General features: G+C 69.7%; 14 protein-coding genes. 2 read left to right on the top strand and 12 right to left on the bottom strand.

Annotated elements, in window-relative coordinates:
• Positions 1 to 9 precede the first annotated feature (9 nt).
• The 3 genes from ACIG5F_RS17100 to lysA form a co-directional block, all read right to left on the bottom strand.
• Positions 10 to 393: a hypothetical protein gene (locus ACIG5F_RS17100; RefSeq protein WP_396518649.1), complete on the bottom strand. Its 384-nt coding sequence runs from the start codon at positions 391 to 393 to the stop codon at positions 10 to 12.
• Positions 381 to 596 (bottom strand): hypothetical protein, encoded by a 216-nt coding sequence (locus tag ACIG5F_RS17095; RefSeq protein ID WP_396518648.1) that lies wholly within the window; start codon positions 594 to 596, stop codon positions 381 to 383. The genes ACIG5F_RS17100 and ACIG5F_RS17095 overlap by 13 nt, the downstream gene beginning before the upstream one ends.
• Before the next feature lie 143 nt (positions 597 to 739).
• Positions 740 to 2,077: a diaminopimelate decarboxylase gene (gene lysA / locus ACIG5F_RS17090; protein ID WP_396518647.1), complete on the bottom strand. Its 1,338-nt coding sequence runs from the start codon at positions 2,075 to 2,077 to the stop codon at positions 740 to 742.
• Between the two features lie 194 nt (positions 2,078 to 2,271).
• Between lysA and ACIG5F_RS17085 the strand changes: the two genes are divergently transcribed.
• Positions 2,272 to 2,865: a PadR family transcriptional regulator gene (locus ACIG5F_RS17085; protein ID WP_396518646.1), complete on the top strand. Its 594-nt coding sequence runs from the start codon at positions 2,272 to 2,274 to the stop codon at positions 2,863 to 2,865.
• Positions 2,862 to 4,046: an FAD-dependent oxidoreductase gene (locus ACIG5F_RS17080; RefSeq protein WP_396518645.1), complete on the top strand. Its 1,185-nt coding sequence runs from the start codon at positions 2,862 to 2,864 to the stop codon at positions 4,044 to 4,046. Before ACIG5F_RS17085 ends, ACIG5F_RS17080 begins: the two co-directional genes overlap by 4 nt.
• A gap of 56 nt (positions 4,047 to 4,102) precedes the next feature.
• Here ACIG5F_RS17080 and ACIG5F_RS17075 read toward each other — a convergent pair whose 3' ends face one another.
• The 9 genes from ACIG5F_RS17075 to ACIG5F_RS17035 all read right to left on the bottom strand — a co-directional run bounded on the left by ACIG5F_RS17075 (position 4,103) and on the right by ACIG5F_RS17035 (position 17,692).
• Entirely contained in the window at positions 4,103 to 7,789 is a 3,687-nt protein-coding gene (locus ACIG5F_RS17075; protein ID WP_396518644.1) for a DNA topoisomerase (ATP-hydrolyzing), read from the bottom strand.
• A gap of 35 nt (positions 7,790 to 7,824) precedes the next feature.
• Positions 7,825 to 9,876 (bottom strand): type IIA DNA topoisomerase subunit B, encoded by a 2,052-nt coding sequence (locus tag ACIG5F_RS17070; protein ID WP_396518643.1) that lies wholly within the window; start codon positions 9,874 to 9,876, stop codon positions 7,825 to 7,827.
• Between the two features lie 69 nt (positions 9,877 to 9,945).
• Positions 9,946 to 10,872, bottom strand: a complete 927-nt coding sequence (locus tag ACIG5F_RS17065) for an endonuclease/exonuclease/phosphatase family protein (RefSeq protein ID WP_396518642.1) — start codon at positions 10,870 to 10,872, stop codon at positions 9,946 to 9,948.
• Positions 10,869 to 12,599 (bottom strand): helicase-associated domain-containing protein, encoded by a 1,731-nt coding sequence (locus ACIG5F_RS17060; RefSeq protein ID WP_396518641.1) that lies wholly within the window; start codon positions 12,597 to 12,599, stop codon positions 10,869 to 10,871. The genes ACIG5F_RS17065 and ACIG5F_RS17060 overlap by 4 nt, the downstream gene beginning before the upstream one ends.
• Before the next feature lie 9 nt (positions 12,600 to 12,608).
• Positions 12,609 to 13,445, bottom strand: a complete 837-nt coding sequence (locus tag ACIG5F_RS17055; protein WP_396518640.1) for a carbohydrate ABC transporter permease — start codon at positions 13,443 to 13,445, stop codon at positions 12,609 to 12,611.
• Entirely contained in the window at positions 13,442 to 14,311 is an 870-nt protein-coding gene (locus ACIG5F_RS17050) for a carbohydrate ABC transporter permease (protein WP_396518639.1), read from the bottom strand. The genes ACIG5F_RS17055 and ACIG5F_RS17050 overlap by 4 nt, the downstream gene beginning before the upstream one ends.
• On the bottom strand, positions 14,311 to 15,606 hold the full coding sequence (locus ACIG5F_RS17045; protein WP_396518638.1) for an ABC transporter substrate-binding protein: 1,296 nt from the start codon (positions 15,604 to 15,606) through the stop codon (positions 14,311 to 14,313). Before ACIG5F_RS17045 ends, ACIG5F_RS17050 begins: the two co-directional genes overlap by 1 nt.
• 20 nt (positions 15,607 to 15,626) lie before the next feature.
• A complete protein-coding gene (locus ACIG5F_RS17040) occupies positions 15,627 to 16,277 on the bottom strand; it encodes a ThuA domain-containing protein (protein WP_396518637.1) in 651 nt (216 codons plus the stop codon).
• A complete protein-coding gene (locus ACIG5F_RS17035) occupies positions 16,274 to 17,692 on the bottom strand; it encodes an aldehyde dehydrogenase family protein (protein WP_396518636.1) in 1,419 nt (472 codons plus the stop codon). Before ACIG5F_RS17035 ends, ACIG5F_RS17040 begins: the two co-directional genes overlap by 4 nt.
• Positions 17,693 to 17,706: the final 14 nt, after the last annotated feature.

The raw sequence follows: 17,706 nt of genomic DNA, 5'->3' as shown, positions 1-17,706 counted from the left end.
GGCGTCGCCTCAGCTGTTGGCGAGCTGGTTGACCCGTTGGAATGACAGTCCGAGAACCTCGCCGGCCTCACGCTGGGAAAGCCCCTCCGCCAGCAGTTCCCGCACCGCGGCCCGCGATTCCAGTGCGGCTTCGGCGTTCTTGCGGATCGCTTCTTCGCGCAGCACCTCGGCCCGGGCCAGATGGTCTTCCACCGAACTCGGCAGATTCACCTTCAGATGGAGGTCGTAGTCGTCGCCGCCGACCCCCTCCATGATCTCGATGAGTTCCGATGCCATGGTCGACACGTCCCGGTAGTGCAGCGCCTGTGTCGAGCGCCCGATCTCGGGGATGCGGATGAGCCAGAACTTGCCGTCGCGAGTCACTTCGGCGTGGTAGGTCTTCACTTCCGCCACCAACCCCTCCCGAGCACGTCCTGGCATTCCTTGAAGATCTCGACCGCGAAGTTCTCGCCGAGCTCAGTATGGCGTGGGATCGGAATCACGGTGTCATCGAGTGCGAAGACGCTGTGATTCGCCCCTTCTCGGACAAGCCGCCAGCCCACGCCCTGCCGCTTCGCTTCCGTCGCGATCTTTTTTACTACGTCCCGCCGCTTCACCAAGGTACGTCTAGTCCGACCTAGACGCAAGCGTCAAGGTCGGACTAGACAGTTCGCTCGATCGAGGTCGTCGGCGCCGTCGTGTTGGCCTCCTCGAAGCCGGAGAGTGCCTCGTACCGGGTGGGGGCTGTGGACAAACCGGGTCAGCCGAGGTCGCGGGCGAGGAGGTCGTCCTCGGTCTCGCGGCGGATGAGCAGGCGGGCGACGCCGTCGCGGACGGAGACGACGGGGGGACGGCCGACGAGGTTGTAGTTGGACGCGAGGGAGTGGTGGTAGGCGCCGGTGCACGGCACGGCGAGGAGGTCGCCGGGGTGGATGTCGGAGGGGAGGACGACGTCCTCGGCGAGGACGTCGCCGGCTTCGCAGTGGCGACCGACGACGGTGACGGGGCGGCCGAGGGGGGAGAAGCGGCGGCCGACGGGGCGGACGGAGTAGCGGGCGCCGTAGAGGGAGGGCCGGGGGTTGTCGCTCATGCCGCCGTCGACAGCGACGAAGGTGCGGGAAGCGCCGTGTTTGACGGTGATGACGCGGTAGAGGGTGACGCCGGCGGAGCCGACGATGGCCCGGCCGGGCTCGATGATGAGGTGGGGAGGGGGAAGCCGGTGTGAGGAGCACTCGAAGTTGACGGCTCGACGGATCCGGTCGGCGTAGCCCTGGAGGTCGAAGGAAGGATCACCGCAGCGGTACGGCACGGCATGGCCGCCGCCGAGGTCGAGCTGGGCCAGGCTGAGACCGAAGCGGGCCTGCACGGTGGCCATGAGCCCGACCATGAGCCGAGCGGCCTCCTCGAACGAGGCGACCCGAGACACCTGGGAGCCGATGTGGCAGTGCAGACCGACGAGCCGGAGGCTGGGCTGGGCCAGGACGCGGGCGACGGCCTCCAGGGCGGCGCCGGAGCGCAGGGAGAAGCCGAACTTCTGATCCTCGACGCCGGTGGCGATGGCCTTGTGGGTGTGCCCGTCGACGCCGGGGGTGACGCGGATGAGCACGTTCTGGGGATAGCGGGCCAGGGCGCCGAGTTGGTCGATCTCGTCGAGGGAGTCGACGACAATCCGGTCGACGCCGTAGGCGATGGCGGCCTTGAGGTCCTCGGGGGTCTTCACGTTGCCGTGGAAGAGAATGCGGGCGGCGGGGAAGTCGACGGAGCGGGCGACGGCGAGCTCGCCGGCCGAGCAGACGTCGAGCGACAGGCCCTCCTCGGCGATCCAGCGCAGCACGCCGCGACTGGTCATGGACTTGCCGGCATAGGCGATCTCGACGTCGGGCAGCACAGCCCGGTACTCCTGGCAGTGCTGCCGGACGGTGAGCTCGTCGAGCAGGTAGCAGGGGGTGCCGAAGCGGGCGGCGAGCTGGGTGAGCGGCACGCCGCCGAGCAGCAGGTCGCCGTCGACGCCGTGGGCGGTGGACCGCGGCCAGATCCCGGGCTCGAGGTGTCCGCGCAGCGACTCACCCAGCGTGGGCATCAGCTCGGCGAGGGTCATCGTGTCCTCCCACTCGATCGGTCCGTCGACCTCAAGAACACTCCCGAATCCGCAGGTGGGCAGGGTTGTGTACGCGGTCATGACGGCCCGGGCGGCCACGTTGTCGCGATGGTGACGCCGGCGTGGCCCCGAACACATAGTTGACACTGACTAGTCAGGTATGGATAGTTGGAACTGACCATTTGGAGTGACGGGTGAAACGACGCAAGGTGTCCAATCCGCTGGCGCTGGCCGTGCTGGCGGAGCTGTTCGCGGAGCCGCTGCACCCGTACGAGATGGGGCGGCGGCTCAAGGAGCACGGCAAGGACCGGGACATCAAGTACAACCGAGGATCGCTCTACATGGTCGTGGAGCAGTTGACCAAGGCGGGTTTCATCGCCGAGCACGAGACGGTCCGCGACACCCAGCGCCCGGAGCGCACGGTCTACGCGATCACCGACGCCGGGCGGACCGAGCTGTACGACTGGATGCGCGAGCTGGTGGCGACGCCGGTGCACGAGTACCCCAGCTTCGGGGTGGCGCTGTCGCTGCTGGTCGTGCTGCCGCCGGAGGAGACGGTCGAGCTGCTCGGGCGGCGGCTGGAGGCGCTGACGGCCGAGGTCGCGGAGATCGGCGAGACCATCCGGCAGACGACCGAGCAGGGACTGGACTGGTGGTTCCTGATCGAGGAGGAGTACCGGCTCGCGATGCGCGAGGCGGAGCGCGGCTACGTCGCGAGCCTGGCCCAACGGCTGGCCGGCCCCGACTACCACCGCATGTGGCACGAATTCTTCAGGGGGAGAACATGAAAGCACTGATCATCGGGGGTGGCGTCACCGGACCGGTGACGGCGCTGGCGCTGCGCCGAGCCGGCGTCGAGGCGGAGATCTTCGAGGCGTACGCCGACAACCCGGACAACGCCGGCGGCTGGCTCATGATCGCGCCGAACGGCGTCACCGCGCTGGGCCTGGTCGGCCTGGCCGAGGACCTGCGCCGGGTCGGCCGGCCCAACCGGCGCATGGTGATGACCGACGGCAGCGGCAAGCGGCTCGGCGCGTTCGGGGAGCTGGACGAGAACAACCCCAGCCAGCTGGTGCTGCGCCCGGACCTCTACCGGATGCTGGCCCGGCGGGCGACCGAAGCCGGCATCAAGATCCACCACAACCGGCGGCTGGTGGACGCCACCGAGACCGCGGACGGCGTCGTCGCGCACTTCGCCGACGGCAGCACCGCCACCGGCGACGTGCTGATCGGCGCGGACGGCGTCCACTCCACGGTCCGCAAGGTGATCGACCCGGACGGACCGGGCCCGCGCTACACCGGCCTGCTCGGCTTCGGCGGCTCCGTGCCGGGCAACGACTTCAACCTGGTCGAAGGCGAGTTCTACTTTGCCCAGGGCAAGCGAGGATTCCTCGGCTACGCCCTCACGGCCGATGGCGACACCGGCTGGTTCACCAATGTGCCCAGCGCGGAGCCGATCACCGGCGACCAGGCCCGCCGCATCGGGGCGGCGGAATGGCTGCGCCGGATGCGTGAGCTCTACGGCGACGACTACCCGGCCCACGACATCCTGAAGGCGGCCACGCCGGAGGGCATGCTGGTGCTCGGGGCGATGCACATCATGCCCAGCGCGCGCACCTGGCACAGCGACCGCATGGTGCTGGTCGGCGACGCCGCGCACGTGCCGTCCAACAGCACCGGCCAGGGCGCGTCGATGGCCATCGAGAGCGCCGTCCAGCTGGCCCGCTGCCTGCGTGATCTGCCGGCGCCGCAAGCGTTCCAGGCCTACGAGAAGCTGCGCCGGACCCGGGTGGAGAAGGTCGCCGAGGCCGGCGAGCGGACCAACCAGGACAAGGTGAACGGCCGCGTCGGCCACGCGATCACCAGCCTGCTGGCCCCGGTGGCGATGAAGCTGTTCATGAAGCCGGAGAAGATGTTCGGCTGGCTGCACCGCTACGAGATCGACTGGGACGAGCGGGTCGCCGCCTAGACCCTGGGGAGGGGTGACAGGGGCGCGCCGGCCGAAAACCGGCGCGCCCCACCAACTCAGCCCCGCTCGACCAGGTGCCCGATCACGTCCGGACCCGGGTGCGGATGCCCGGAGCCGTCGCGGCGGACGTCCACCTCGGGCAGTTCCACCGAGGATCCGGTGTCGGTGGAGCCGGCCGGCCGCGGGCCGACCCAGGCCAGGCGCAAAGCGGTCTCGCCCTTGAGGAAGCGGTGCGTCCGCACGCCGCCGGTGGCGCGGCCCTTGGCCGGGTACTCGGCGAACGGCGTGACCTTGACGGTGTTGCCGGTGGCGGTGACGACCATCGGCTGGCCGTGCTCCTCGTCGTCGGTGCGCACGGCCCCGAAGAACACGGTGTGCGCGCCGGCGGCCAGCTTGACGCCGGCCATGCCGCCGCCCTTGAGGCCCTGCGGCCGAACCAGCGAAGCCTCGTAGCGCAGCAAGGAAGAGTCGGAGGAGACGAACACCAGGGTCTCGCTGCCGTCACCCAGCCAGGTGGCGCCGACGATCTCGTCGCCGTCCTTGAGGGTGATCACCTCGAACTCGTCCGACCGCACCGGCCACTCCGGGGCGCACACCTTCACCACGCCCTGCCGGGTGCCGACGGCCAGGCCGGGCGATTCCGTGTCGGTCAGCGGCGCGATGGTGACGACTCGTTCGCCCTTGTCCAGCGGCACCAGCTCGGCGGCGGCCATGCCGCCGCTCAACGACACGGTGCCGACCTGCTCGGGCAACACCGGCAGCGGCAGCACATCGGTCTTGAACGCCCGCCCCTTGCTGGTGACCACGAGGATCTGCCCACGGGCGGTGGTGTGCACCACGGCGGCCACGGCGTCGTTGCGGGCCCGGCCGTTGCGGCGGCGGGCCTCCGAGGCCTCCTCCGACTCGGCGGCGGTGCGGGCGACCAAACCGGTGGCGGACAACAGGACCTGGCACGGGTCGTCGGCCACCTCCAGCGGGCCGGCCGGCTTGGACGCGGCCAGCACCTCCTTGAGGTCGCCGTCGATCAGCGCGGTCCGCCGCTCCCAGGTGAGGTCCTTGGTCACCTTGGCCAGCTCGGTGGACACGACCTTGCGCAGCACGGCCGGGTTGTCCAGGATGTTGGCCAGCTCGGCGATCTCGCCGGTCAGCTTCTCCTGCTCCGACTCCAGCTCGATCTTGTCGTACTTGGTCAGCCGGCGCAGCGGCGTGTCCAGGATGTACGAGGCCTGGATCTCCGAGAGCTTGAACTGCTTCATCAGCCCGTCGCGAGCGGCCTGGGCGTTGTCGCTGTTGCGGATCAGCCGGATCACCTTGTCGATGTCCAGCAACGCCTTGAGCAGGCCCTCGACCAGGTGCAGCCGCTCCTCGCGCTTGCGCTTGCGGTAGCGGGTGCGCCGGGTGACGACCTCGTAGCGGTGCTTGAGGAACACCTCCAGCAGCGCCTTGAGGCCCAGCGTCTGCGGCTGGCCGTCCACCAGCACCAGGTTGTTGATGCCGAAGGACTGCTCAAGCGGCGTCAGCCGGTACAGGTCGGCCAGCAGCGCCTGCGGGTTCACGCCGACCTTGCACTCGATCACCAGCCGGGTGCCGTTCTCCCGGTCGGTCAGGTCCTTCACGTCGGCGATGCCGGTCAGCCGCTTGGACTTGGTCACCTCGTCGGTGATCTTCTCGATGATCTTCTCTGGGCCGACGCCGTAGGGCAGCTCGGTCACCGTGATCGCCTGCCGGCCGCGCGAGCCCTCCAGCGGCCCGGTCTCGGCCCTGGCCCGCATTCGGACCACGCCGCGGCCGGTCTCGTAGGCCTTGCGCACCTCGTCCAGGCCCAGCAGCATGCCGCCGGTCGGCAGGTCCGGCCCCGGCACGAACTCCATCAGCTTGTCCAGCGAGGCGTCCGGGTGGTTGATCAGCCACCTGGCCGCCGCCACGACCTCGCCCAGGTTGTGCGGGATCATGTTGGTGGCCATGCCGACCGCGATCCCGGACGTGCCGTTGACCAGCAGGTTGGGGAACGCCGCCGGCAGCACCGACGGCTCCTCCAGCGAACCGTCGTAGTTGGGCCGGAAGTCGACCGTCTCCTCGCCCAGCTCCCCGACCAGCAGCATGGCCTCGTTGGACATCCGCGCCTCGGTGTACCTCGAGGCGGCCGGTCCATCGTCCGGGGAGCCGAAGTTGCCGTGCCCGTCGATCAGCGGCGCGTTGAGCGAGAAGTCCTGGGCCATGCGGACCATGGCGTCGTAAATGGCCAGGTCACCGTGCGGGTGGTACTTGCCCATGCAGTTGTGCACGACAAAGCCCTCGGCGACGAACGTGTGCTCCTCGGCCCCGACCTGGATGTCGTAGGTCGTGTCGGGGTCCACCGGCACCACGGATTCGACCGTGAGGAAAGAGAAACCGGCCAGCGCGTCGAGTCGGTCGGCCAGCGGCGAACCGATCCGGCGGAGCTCGTCCAGCCAGCCATCCGACACCGCCCGGCTGAGCGGGAAGAGACGATCTGTCAGGGAATTGCTATACCTGGAGAACTCGGCCATCACCGGGCGGTAGGGCAGGCGGTCGTTGCCCTGCTTCCCGCTGTAGCGGTAGTCGATGTCCACGACGCGCCAGAGGTCGTCGCGCTTGTATCCGATCTTCGACCAGGTCAGCAGGAGACGGGCCAGCGCAGCGGCGTCGCTGCCGGAGATGGACAGGCCGAACAGCGTCTTGTGGCCGCTCGTGCTCACCCGCGACCAGTGGTGTCCATGGATCCCGAGGTCGGCAAGCATCGAATAGACCTGGCGCACCAACAGATCGCTGGTGCTGACGTAGACGATCTCGCGGTTGCGCTTGCGCACGTAGCCGTCGCCGTCGAACAGACCAGCCAGGAACGGGGCCCACTGCGACCGGTTCTCGAACACGGCCGGCGGCACGTGCTTGCCGTCGCTGACCGGAGTCGCGACCTCGAGCAGACCCTCGTGCCGAGCGAAGGTGAGGACGTGCTGGTCCTTGTGCCGGGGGTTCTTGGCCACCCGCTTGCCACGCGAGACGTTCAGACCGGCCTCGATGGCCCAGCCGTGAGCCACGTCGATCGGTTCGACGTCGCACATATGGATGCGCACGCGGCCGTCCGCCGTTCGGGCGCGGTCGACGGCGAAGCCCTCGGCGACGATCAGACCGAGCACGTAGCTGTAGACGTCGCCACCGGCCGGCGTCTCCGCCGTCCGCCGCCGCCCGTAGCCGATGGTCTGCCGGCCAGCCAGGTCGCGGGCGTCGGTCCAGCCCATGGTCAGGTCGTCCGAGACGGTGCGGAAGCGCTGGCCGGGCGTCACAACCATGGTGTGCCCGTTGGACCAGGTGATCTTCACCAGCTCGGACACCGGGTTCTCGTACACCGCGGTCACCGGCACCGCCCGCCCGGCCGCGTCCAGCACCTGCTCGCCGAGCTCGATGTCCTCGATGCGGCGCAAGCCCGTCGGCGTCGACACGAGGGTGCCACGCACGAAGCAGTCGCCGACCACACGTGAGGACTTCACGTAGGCGTGGGTGGGGCGGTAACCCTGCTCGTGCATCGAATACAGGATGCGGCGGTGCACCGGCTTCAAGCCGTCGCGCGCGTCGGGCAGGGCGCGGGAGTGGATGACCGAGTAGGCGTACTCCAGGTACGAGTCCTCGATCTCGGTGGTCACCGGGGTGTCCAGCACGGTGGCGCCGGCGCGGTCGAAGGCCGACGGGTCCACCTTGGTCACGGAGCCCTTGCTGCGGCGTGCCATGTCTTGCCTGTTCTCCTACTCCGGAAGCGGACCGGTCAGATGTCGATCGCGGACTGGTCGACCCGGGCGGCCGATTCGACCAGCCAGTTGCGGCGGGGTTCGACCTTCTCGCCCATCAGCAGTTCCAGCGTCTGCTCGGCGGCCTCGACGTCGCTGAGGGTGATCCGGCGCACCGAGCGGGTGGCCGGGTTCATGGTGGTGTGCCACAGCTCGTCGGCGTCCATCTCGCCAAGGCCCTTGAACCGGGGCACCGGGGTGACGACCTGCTTGCCGGCCTTCTCCAGGGCGGCCAGCTTGGTCTCCATCTCCCGCTGGGTGAAGGTGAAGATGGTCTCGCTGTTGCGGCCCTTGGTGGTCAGCTTGTGCAGCGGCGGCATGGCCGCGTACAGCCGGCCGTCCTCGATCACCGGCCGCATGTACTTGGCGAACAGGGTGATCAGCAGGGTCCGGATGTGCGAGCCGTCGACGTCGGCGTCGGCCATCAGGATCACCCGGCCGTAGCGCATCGCCGACAGGTCGAAGGTGCGCCCGGTGCCGGCCCCCAGCACCTGCACGATGGACGCGATCTCGGCGTTGCGCAGGGTGTCGGCCAGGTTGGCCTTCTGCACGTTGAGAATCTTCCCCCGCAAGGGCAGAAGTGCTTGGTATTCCGACACTCGGGCCATTCTGGCCGAGCCGAGGGCCGAGTCGCCCTCCACGAGGAACAGCTCGCTACGCGAAACACCTGTGGTGCGGCAGTCGACCAGCTTGGGCGGCATGGCCGCGCCCTCCAGCGCGGTCTTGCGCCGGGCGGCGTCCTTCTGCTGCTTCTGGGTCAGCCGCACCCGCGCGGCGTCGACCACCTTCTGCAGCACGGTCTTGGCCTCGGTCTTGGTCCGCTTGTCCTCGGTCCACGCCTTGACGTGCCGCTCGACAACGCCCTGGATCACCTTGGTGATGCCGGCGGTGGACAGCTCGTCCTTGGTCTGCGAGGTGAACTGCGGCTCGGGGATGCGCACGTGGATGACGGCGGTCATGCCCTCCAGCACGTCCTCCAGCGTCGGCATGTCCTCCTTGGGCTTGAGCAGCCCGCGGGTCTTGGAGATCGCGTCCTGCACGGCCTTGGTGACGGCCCGGTCGAAGCCGCGCCGGTGGGTGCCGCCGTGCATGTTGCGGATGGTGTTGGTGAAGCACTCCACGGTGCGCTCGTAGCCGGTGCCCCAGCGCAGCGCCACCTCGACCTCGGCGCGACGCTCCACTTTGGACCGCATCACGCCGTTCTCGTCGGCGGCGTTCTCGAAGTAGGTGCCCTCGCCGTTGACCAGCAGCGTGCCGGAGACCGCCTTCTCGCCCGAGGGCGTCAGGAATTCCACCATGTCCGACAGCCCGTTGGGGTAGTGGAACGACTCCTCGGCGATGGCGCCCTCGGTGGCGTCGCGCAGCACGTAGGTCACGCCGGGCACCAGGAAGGCGGTGTTGCGCAGCTTGGCCTTCACGGCCTCGCGGTCCAGCGCGGCGTTGTTCTCGAAGTAGCGCGCGTCGTACCAGTACCGGATGGACGTGCCGCTGGACTCGCCGCGCTTCATCTTGCCGACCAGCTGGAGACCGGACTGCTGGGTGAACTTGGCCTTCGGCCCCGGACCGTCGAACACGCCGGGCACGCCGTGCGCGAAGGACATCTGGTGCACCTTGCCCTGCTGCTTCACCGTGACGTCGAACCGGTGCGACAGGGCGTTGACCGCGGAGGCGCCGACGCCGTGCAGGCCGCCGGAGGTCTTGTAGCCGGAGCCGCCGAACTTGCCGCCGGCGTGCAGCCGGGTCAGCACCAGCTCGACGCCGGACAGGCCCGACTTGGCGTGCACGCCGGTCGGGATGCCGCGGCCGTCGTCGTCGACCTGCACGCTGCCGTCGGCGTGCAGGGTGACCACGACGCGGGTGGCGAAGCCGGCGATGCCCTCGTCGGTGGAGTTGTCGACCACCTCGGTGAACAGGTGGTTGATGCCGCGGCTGTCGGTCGACCCGATGTACATGCCGGGTCGCTTGCGGACCGCCTCCAGACCCTCCAGGTGCGTGAGGTCGTCGGCCCCGTAAAGAGTCTCAGCGGTCACAGGGTCTTTCTCCCGGATCGTGTTGTGCCTTCGTCTTCGGGCCCGAGGGTAGCCCCCGGGACCGACAGGTCAGCCCGTCAGCGCCAGCTCGGCCACCACCGCCCGGTGGTCCGTGCCCGGCAGCAGGTGTTCGCTCGCCGACACCGCGGCCAGGCCGGGACCGTGCAGCACGTGGTCGATCTGCACCAGCGGGAACTGCGCCGGCCAGGTCGGCGCCCAGCCCCGGCCCAGTTCGGCGTGCGTGTCGACCAGCCCGGCCGCCAGCAGCGAGCGCAGCGGCGAGTGATCGACAGTGGCGTTGAAGTCGCCGAGCACGATCACGTCCCGGCCGGCCACGGCCCGCAGCGCCGACATGTCCTGGGCCCAGAGCCCCGGGCCTCCGACAGGATAGTACGTGTGCACGCCGACCACGGGGATCTCGTGCCCGGACACGGTCACTGTGACCTGGGTCTGCGGCCAGGTGGTCGGCAGGTCGGTCGGACCGCCGTGGGTGATCGGCAGCCGGGAGAAGATCGAGGTGTCGTTCTCCGGGTGCAGCTCCCGGTAGGGCATGGAGCGGTTCAGGCCGTCGGCGTCGAGGGCCTTGATCGCCGGCGCGTCCAGCTCCTCGGCCGCCAGCACGTCCAGGTGCTCGTCCTTGGCCAGCGAGACCAGGGCCAGCGGGTCGACCTGGCCGCGATGGGTGTTGACGGTGCCGACGCGGATGTGCACGGCGTTGGCCGGAATCGGTGTCCGATCGGGCACGAAGCGGGGCACGATCCAGGCGACCTGGAGCACCAGCAGCGCGGCGGCCGCGACGGTCAGCCACCGCCCGCGCAGTGCGAGCAGCGTCACCAACAGGCCGGCGGTGAGCAGCGCGGCGTAGGGCAGCAGGGCCATCGGCACGGCCAGGAAGGTGCCGTCGTCGAGGCCGAAGATCCGTGTGACGGCCAGCACAAGGACGCCGGTCAGCAGGACGGCGCACCCGACCAGCGCCGCCAGTCGGCCGCGGCTCACCGATGGGCCTCGACGGATTCGATGCTGGCCACGTCGAACTGGCGCTCGTCCTCGCGCAGGTAGCACCACGAGTCCAGCCAGCCGCCCAGCAGCTGCTCCGGACGAATGCGGCGAACCGTGCGGCCGCCGTGCCGGTCCCGGTATCCGATCACCACGTCCCCCTCCCGGTCGACGGCGTCGGCCAGCAGCGCCAGTTCGACCGGACTCAACACCTTGTTCCGCGCGGCCAGCCGTTCGAAGGTCGGTCCGCGCTTGACCGGCACGTGCGGATCGGCCCGCAGCCGGGCGGCCAGCTCCTCGGCGGTGAGAGTGGCCTTGGCCGGGGCCGCGAACCTGGCCGCGACATGGGTCTTCGGCCGTTCCACCACGACTGTGCCGACACGATCTTCACGGGTCGGCGCGTAGCCGGCCTTTCGTAGCAGTTCCAGCACGTTCGCCGGAGTGTCCGAACTGGACAGCACGGTCGGCGCGAGCACGGTGAAGCCCGGCAGCCGATGCGCGATCTCGGTGGCGGTCGCCTCGTCGGCGACCACACAGCACCGGACGTCGCGGACCCGGACGTGCCCGTGCCGCCGGTCCACGTCCTTGATCAGGTACGCCAGCGGCTGCGGCACGTCGCCCAGTTCCCGCAGCAGTTCCTCGGCCTGCCAGCCGGCGTCCAGGGCGGACCGCACGCTGGCCGCGGAAAACCGCCACACCGCACCGGATTCGCGCACGGCCGCCGCCTCGACCGCCGGCGGCACCGCCCCGGACACGACGGCCGTGAGATCGGATTGCAGGATCACGCCGGCCGGCACCGCCGGCAGCACGGTGTCGATGTCGTCGAACCGGCCGATGAGGTGATCGCCGAGCTCGGTCAGCGTGTCGGCGGCGACCACGCCCAGCAGCTCCGCCTCCCGCACCACGTCGGCGATGTCCTCGTCCCGGGACGGGCAGAACCAGTCGATCCGCGCGGCAACGGCTCGTACCGAGAAACCGCCCGAGGCGGCCGTCAGCAAGGCTCGGCGGACCGGGCCGCCCTGGGCGCGCGAATGCCAGGCCACGGCGAGTTGCGACCACCGCCGGGCCGGGTCGCCGTCTCGCCAGTCCGGGTAGTCCGTGGTGGGCGCGAAGCCCGCGTCGACCTCGCCCAGCAGTCCGGCCGCGCCGGCCAGGTCGAGCCACAGCGCGACCGGTCCCGGCTCGGCCGACAGCTCACGGGCCAGCCGGGACAGCTCCCTGGAACCGATGCCACCCTTCCTCAACGCGGTGATCGGCCGGGCGGTTGCCTTGTCCAGCAGCGATGTGACGCCGTCGAGCAGCGCCGCCGCCGCGGCCTGGGCGGCTCGGCGCACGGACCCCGCGTCCGTTCGGGCCAACGGCAGCTCGGGGCGGCCGGTCAGCTCCGAGCCGTGGCCGGCGTCCTGCGACCAGTGCTGGGCCAGCAGCGGCGGCAGCCGCAGATCCGTGCCCCAGACCAGGCCCAGGGCCGTGAGCTCGGTCAACACCGCCGGGAACAGCCGCCGGTCCAGCTGGTGCTGCCGGCCGGCGGTGATCGCCTCGCCGGCCACCAGCTGGTCCCGGTTCAGCGTCCGCAGCACGGCGACCAGCGACGACGCGCTGGACAGCCGCTGCGCCAGCTCGGCGAAGCCGCGCGGCGCCGGCTCGACGAGCACGTCCGGGCGGGCCGCCAGCAGCGCGACCAGCTCCGTCTCGCCGAGCCCGGCCAGGTGCTGGTCGAACTCCACCCGGCCAACCTACTTGAGCGCGCCGGTCACCAGATCCAGCCGCCAGTACCGCTGCAACGACAGGAACAGCGCGATCACCGGCAGCACCGACAGCAGTGTGCCGGTGATCACCAGCGAGTACAGCGATGCCTCGGCCGCCCCGTGCCGCAGCAGGCTGTAGAGCCCGACGGTCAGCGGGAACTTGCTGTCGGAGTTCACCATCACGAACGGCAGCAGGAAGTTGTTCCAGATGGCGATGAACTGCAACAGGAACACGGTGATCAGCCCCGGACCCATCAGCCGCAGCCCCACGGTGTGGAACAGCCGCCACTCCGATGCCCCGTCGATCCGGCCGGCCTCCAGCAGCGACTGCGGCACCGAGGACTGGGCGTAGATCCGGCACAGGTAGATGCCGTACGGGTTGAACAGCTGCGGCAGCAGCACCCCGAGATAGCTGTCGGTCAGGCCCACAGTGGACAGCAGCAGGTACTGCGGGATGGCCAGCACGATCTGCGGCAGCAGCACGCAGGCCAGGATCACGTTGAACACGACCTTGCGGCCACGGAACTCGTACAGCGCGATCGCATAGCCGCAGGCCGCCGACACCAGGGACGCCGCCACCCCGCCGATCAGGGCGTAGCCGAAGCTGTTGAGCATCCACTGCCAGAAGATGCCGCCCTGGTAGGTGGACAGGTCCACGATGTTCTGCCAGATGCCCGCCCCGAACGAGGGCAGGTAGGTGGCGGTGGAGAACAGGTCCGTCTTGGACTTGGTCGCCGCGACCAGGATCCACAGCGTCGGCACGAGGCAGTAGATCGCGCCGAGGATGAGCGCGGCGGTCGGCAGCAGCCGCGGGCGAGCAGTCATCGGTTCACCCTCGACACGGTCCGGGAGGCCACGAACGACACCGCCAGCGCGGCGAGCACGAACAGCACCGAGGTGGCGGCCGCCTTGTTCACGTCCGAGTCCACGAACGCGTCCTCGTAGATCTTCATCAGCGGCACCCAGGTGGACGAGACGGCGTTGGACAGCGGCCGCAAGGTGTTGGGCTCGTTGAACAACTGCAACGAGGCCAACGCCGTGAACAGCGTGCACATCGCGATGGCCGGCAGCACCAGCGGCACCTTGACGCGCAACGCCATCCGCAGCTCCGAGCAGCCGTCGATGCGGGCCGCCTCGTACAGTTCGGACGGCAGCGACCGCAGCGCCGTGAAGATGACGATCATGTTGAAGCCGACCGAGCCCCACACCGCCACGTTGGCCACCGAGAAGAACACCGTGGTGGAGCCGAAGAAGTCGATGTGGTCGCCGCCGATGGGACTGGTCGCCGGCAGGTACATGAAGCCCCACATCAGCGAGGCGATCACGCCCGGCACCGCGTACGGCAGGAAGATGGCCAGCCGGGTGCTGCGGGCGAACCTCACCCGCGGCACGTCCAGCAGCAGGGCGAACAGCAGCGCGAAGCCGACGGTGGCCGGAATGAACAGCAGGGCCACCAACACCATGCGCATGATGCTCGACCACAGCTCCGGATCGGCCAGCGCCAGGCCGTAGTTGTCGAACCCGACGAAGACCAGTTTGCTGCCGCCGCCCAGCAGCCCGCCCACGACCTTGCGCGCCTGGAAGCTGAGCACGAGGGCGTAGACGCCGGGCGCCACCACGAACAGCGTGAGCAGCGCGACCGCCGGGGCGACGAGCAGATAGGGCAGCTTGGCCCGGTTGCGCGCGGCCATCAGCCGACCGTGAAGCCGAGCTTCTTCATGTCGGCCACGGTCGCGTTCTGGATGTCGTCCAGCGCCGTGGCGAACGAGGTGTTGTTCTGCAACGCCGCCCCGAACTTGTCGGTGTAGCCGCTGAAGGTGACCGTCACGTCCGGGCCCCACATGGAGAAGCTGCGCGAGCTCGGCGCCACCTGCTTGACCAGGTCGTAGAAGTCGGCCTGGTTGGGGAAGAACGCCGGCGGCGAGGACAGGACCGGCAGCGAGCGTCCGGAGGTGGCCGCCGGGTAGACGTTGATGTTCTGGATCTGCGCGGTCACCGCCTTGTCGTCGGTGTTGAGCCACGACGCGAACTGCGCGGCCTGGGCGGCGTGCTTGGAGTCGGTGGTCACCGTGGTGGCCGAGCCGCCCCAGATGCCGGTGGTCCTGTCACCCGCGGTCCACGCCGGCAGCGGCCCCACCGCCCACTTTCCCTTGGTGCTGGGGGCGATTCCGCCCAGCTGGGCCGGGGCCCACGCGCCGGAGATCCAGGTGGCGAGCTGGCCCTCGTTCATCTGCTTGTTCCACTGCGGCGAGAACGACGGGTTCTTGGCCACCGTGCCCGCGGTGACCAGGCCCTGCCAGTAGTCGGCGACCTTCTTGGAGGCGGCGCTGTTGATGGCCACCTGCCAGGTCTTGTTGTCGGCGGAGGACCACCAGTCGGCCCCGCCCTGCTGCATCAGGCCGGTGATCCAGCCCGGGTCGGCGGCGTCGAAGTTGGTCATCGCCACCTGCGGGGCCTTGGCGTGCAGGTCGGCCGCCGCCTGCTTGAACTCGTCCCAGGTGGTGGGCACCTTCAGGCCGTACTGGTCGAAGATGTCGGTGCGGTAGAACAGCATCAGCGGGGCCACGTCCTGCGGCACGCCGTACACCTTGCCGTCGAAGCGGGTCGCCTTGAGCGTGGTGTCGTCGAAGTCCTTGACGGTGTCGCCGGTGTGCTGGGTGATGTCGGCGACGATGCCCTGCGACACCAGGGCCGGCAGCGACTGGTACTCCACCTTGGCGATGTCCGGGCCGTTGCCGGCCTGGTGCGCGGTGATCATCTTGCTGACCAGCTGGTCGCCGCCGGCCGGATTGGACAGCGTGACGTGGATGTCGGGGTGGGCCTGGTTCCAGATGTCCACCACCTTGTCGATGTTGGGGTCCCAGTCCCAGAACGTCAGGTTCACCTTGCCGTCGGCCGCGGCTTGGTCGCCGCCGCCCCCGCCGCAGCCGGTCACAAGCAGAGCGCCGGCGAGTAACGCGCCGGCGAGTCGCCACTGACTCCGCATAGCCCTGTCTCCGCTCACTCTCACTGAACTACCTGTCGGCTCGCCCAGACCAGACCGCGATGGGTCAGTGTGTACACCGCCGGATCCCACAGATCCTCGGTGCGGTGCCCGATCGCGGAGAAGAAGATCCTTCCTGCGCCCCAGTCGCGCGTCCAGGCCACCGGCATCGTCGCGGGCCCGTCCGGCGGCCCGAACTCGGTGGTGGCCAGGACCGTGTTCAGCGAATCGCTGAGCATCCAGTACTGCTCGGTGTGCACGGTGAAGTCCGGCAGCCCGGCCACGATCGGATGGTGGGCCTGCTCCCGGCTGACCCGCACCTCGTAGTCCAGGAACTCCGGCGGGTGGTGGAGGAACACGCCGCCGACCATCCGCAGGTACTCCGGGCTGTCCTGGAAGGTGGCCACGATGCCGCCGTGCCAGCCGGCGAAGCCGGTGCCGTTGCGGACCGCCGTCACCAGGCCGTCGCACTGGGCCGGCGTCAGCGTGCCCATCGACCAGCACTGCACGATCAGGTCGGTGGCCGCCAGTTTCTCGGCGTCGGTGTAGACGTCCAGGTCCTCGGCGATCTCCACCTCGAAGCCGGCGTCGGTCAGTCCCGGGCGGAACATCTCCGTCGCCTCGACCGGGCTGTGCCCCTCCCAGCCGCCTCGGACGATCAGCGCTCTCCTCACCGGCGGGCCGTCCAGTCCGGCACGGTCAGCGGGGTCCGCTGCACGCCGATCCACTGGCGCTTGGTGAAGCCGGGCATCTGGTTCTCCGCGCCGTGCCGGGCATGCGCGTCGTTCACGTGCACCTCGCCGGCCTGGAGCTGCTCGGCCACGTCCAGGCCGCGCACGATGTCCTTGGAGAACACGGAGTTCATCAGCATCGGATAGCCGTTGGTCAGGGCGATGGCCTCTTGCTCGGTGTCCACGACGGTCACCGGCACGACCGGGCCGAAGATCTCCTCGCTGAACACCGGCATCTCCGGCGTCACGTCGGTCAGCACGGTCGGCCGGTAGAACAGGCCGTCGTACTCGGCCCCGGTCAGCACCTTCGCGCCCATGTCGATCGAGGGCTGCACGATCTTCTGGTGCACGCGGTCCCGCTGCCGCTCGCTGATCAGCGGCCCCAGGTCGGTGGCCGGGTCCAGCGGGTCGCCGACCCGCAGCTTCGAGGCCCGGGCGACCAGGGCCTCCAGGTAGGCGTCGGCGACCGCGCGCTGCACGATGTGCCGGCTGGCGCTGATGCAGGTCTGGCCCTGAAACTCGTAGGAGGCGATCATCGCGCAGGACGCGGCCAGCTCCACGTCGGCGTCGTCGAGCACGACAAAAGCGTTGCTGCCGCCCAGTTCCAGCCGGATGTTGCGCAGGTCGACCGCGGCCGCGGCGGCGATCTCCAGGCCCACCTCGCGGGAGCCGGTGAAGTCCATCAGGTCCAGGCCGCGGTGCTCGGCCAGCGGCTTGCCGGCGTCCAGGCCGTCGCCGGTGACGACGTTGAACACGCCGGGCGGGAAGCCGGCCGCGTCGGCCGCCTGGGCCAGCGCGAGGCCGCCGATGAACGGGGTCAGCTCGGCCGGCTTGAGCACCACGGTGTTGCCGAAGGCCAGCGCCGGCGCGACCGCCCGCATGGCCAGGTTCATCGGGTAGTTCCACGGCGTGATCAGCCCGACCACGCCCAGCGGCACCGCCCGGGACAGCGAGAGCTTGCCCGCCTTGTACGGCTGGAGGATGTCGCCCGCGGTCTGCGTGGCCTGCACCGCCGAGATGGCCAGCTGCCGGATGCTGGTGCCGACCTCGTCCTCGGCCTTGTAGCGGACGCCGCCGGTCTCGCGGATGCTCTGCTCGACCAGGTCGTCGTAGTTGGCCTGGAGATAGTCGGCGAACTTGCGCAGGTAGGCGGCGCGTTCGGCGCCGGCCAGCGCGGCCCAGGCCGGCTGTGCCGCGCGGGCCGCGGCCACGGCCTTGTCCACGTCGACGGCGGTGCCCAGGGCGTACGTGCCGATCTGGGCCCCCGTGGCCTTCTCGAACACCGGCGCGGTTCTGCCGGATTCGGCCGCGCAGAAGGAGCCACCCACGTACAGCCGACCGTCCGCGACTTTATCCATGTCTTAAGGTAAGT

Source organism: Kutzneria sp. NPDC052558 (assembly GCF_044547355.1).
Taxonomy (GTDB): Bacteria; Actinomycetota; Actinomycetes; order Mycobacteriales; family Pseudonocardiaceae; genus Kutzneria.
This window is presented reverse-complemented; position numbering and strand designations above follow the sequence as displayed.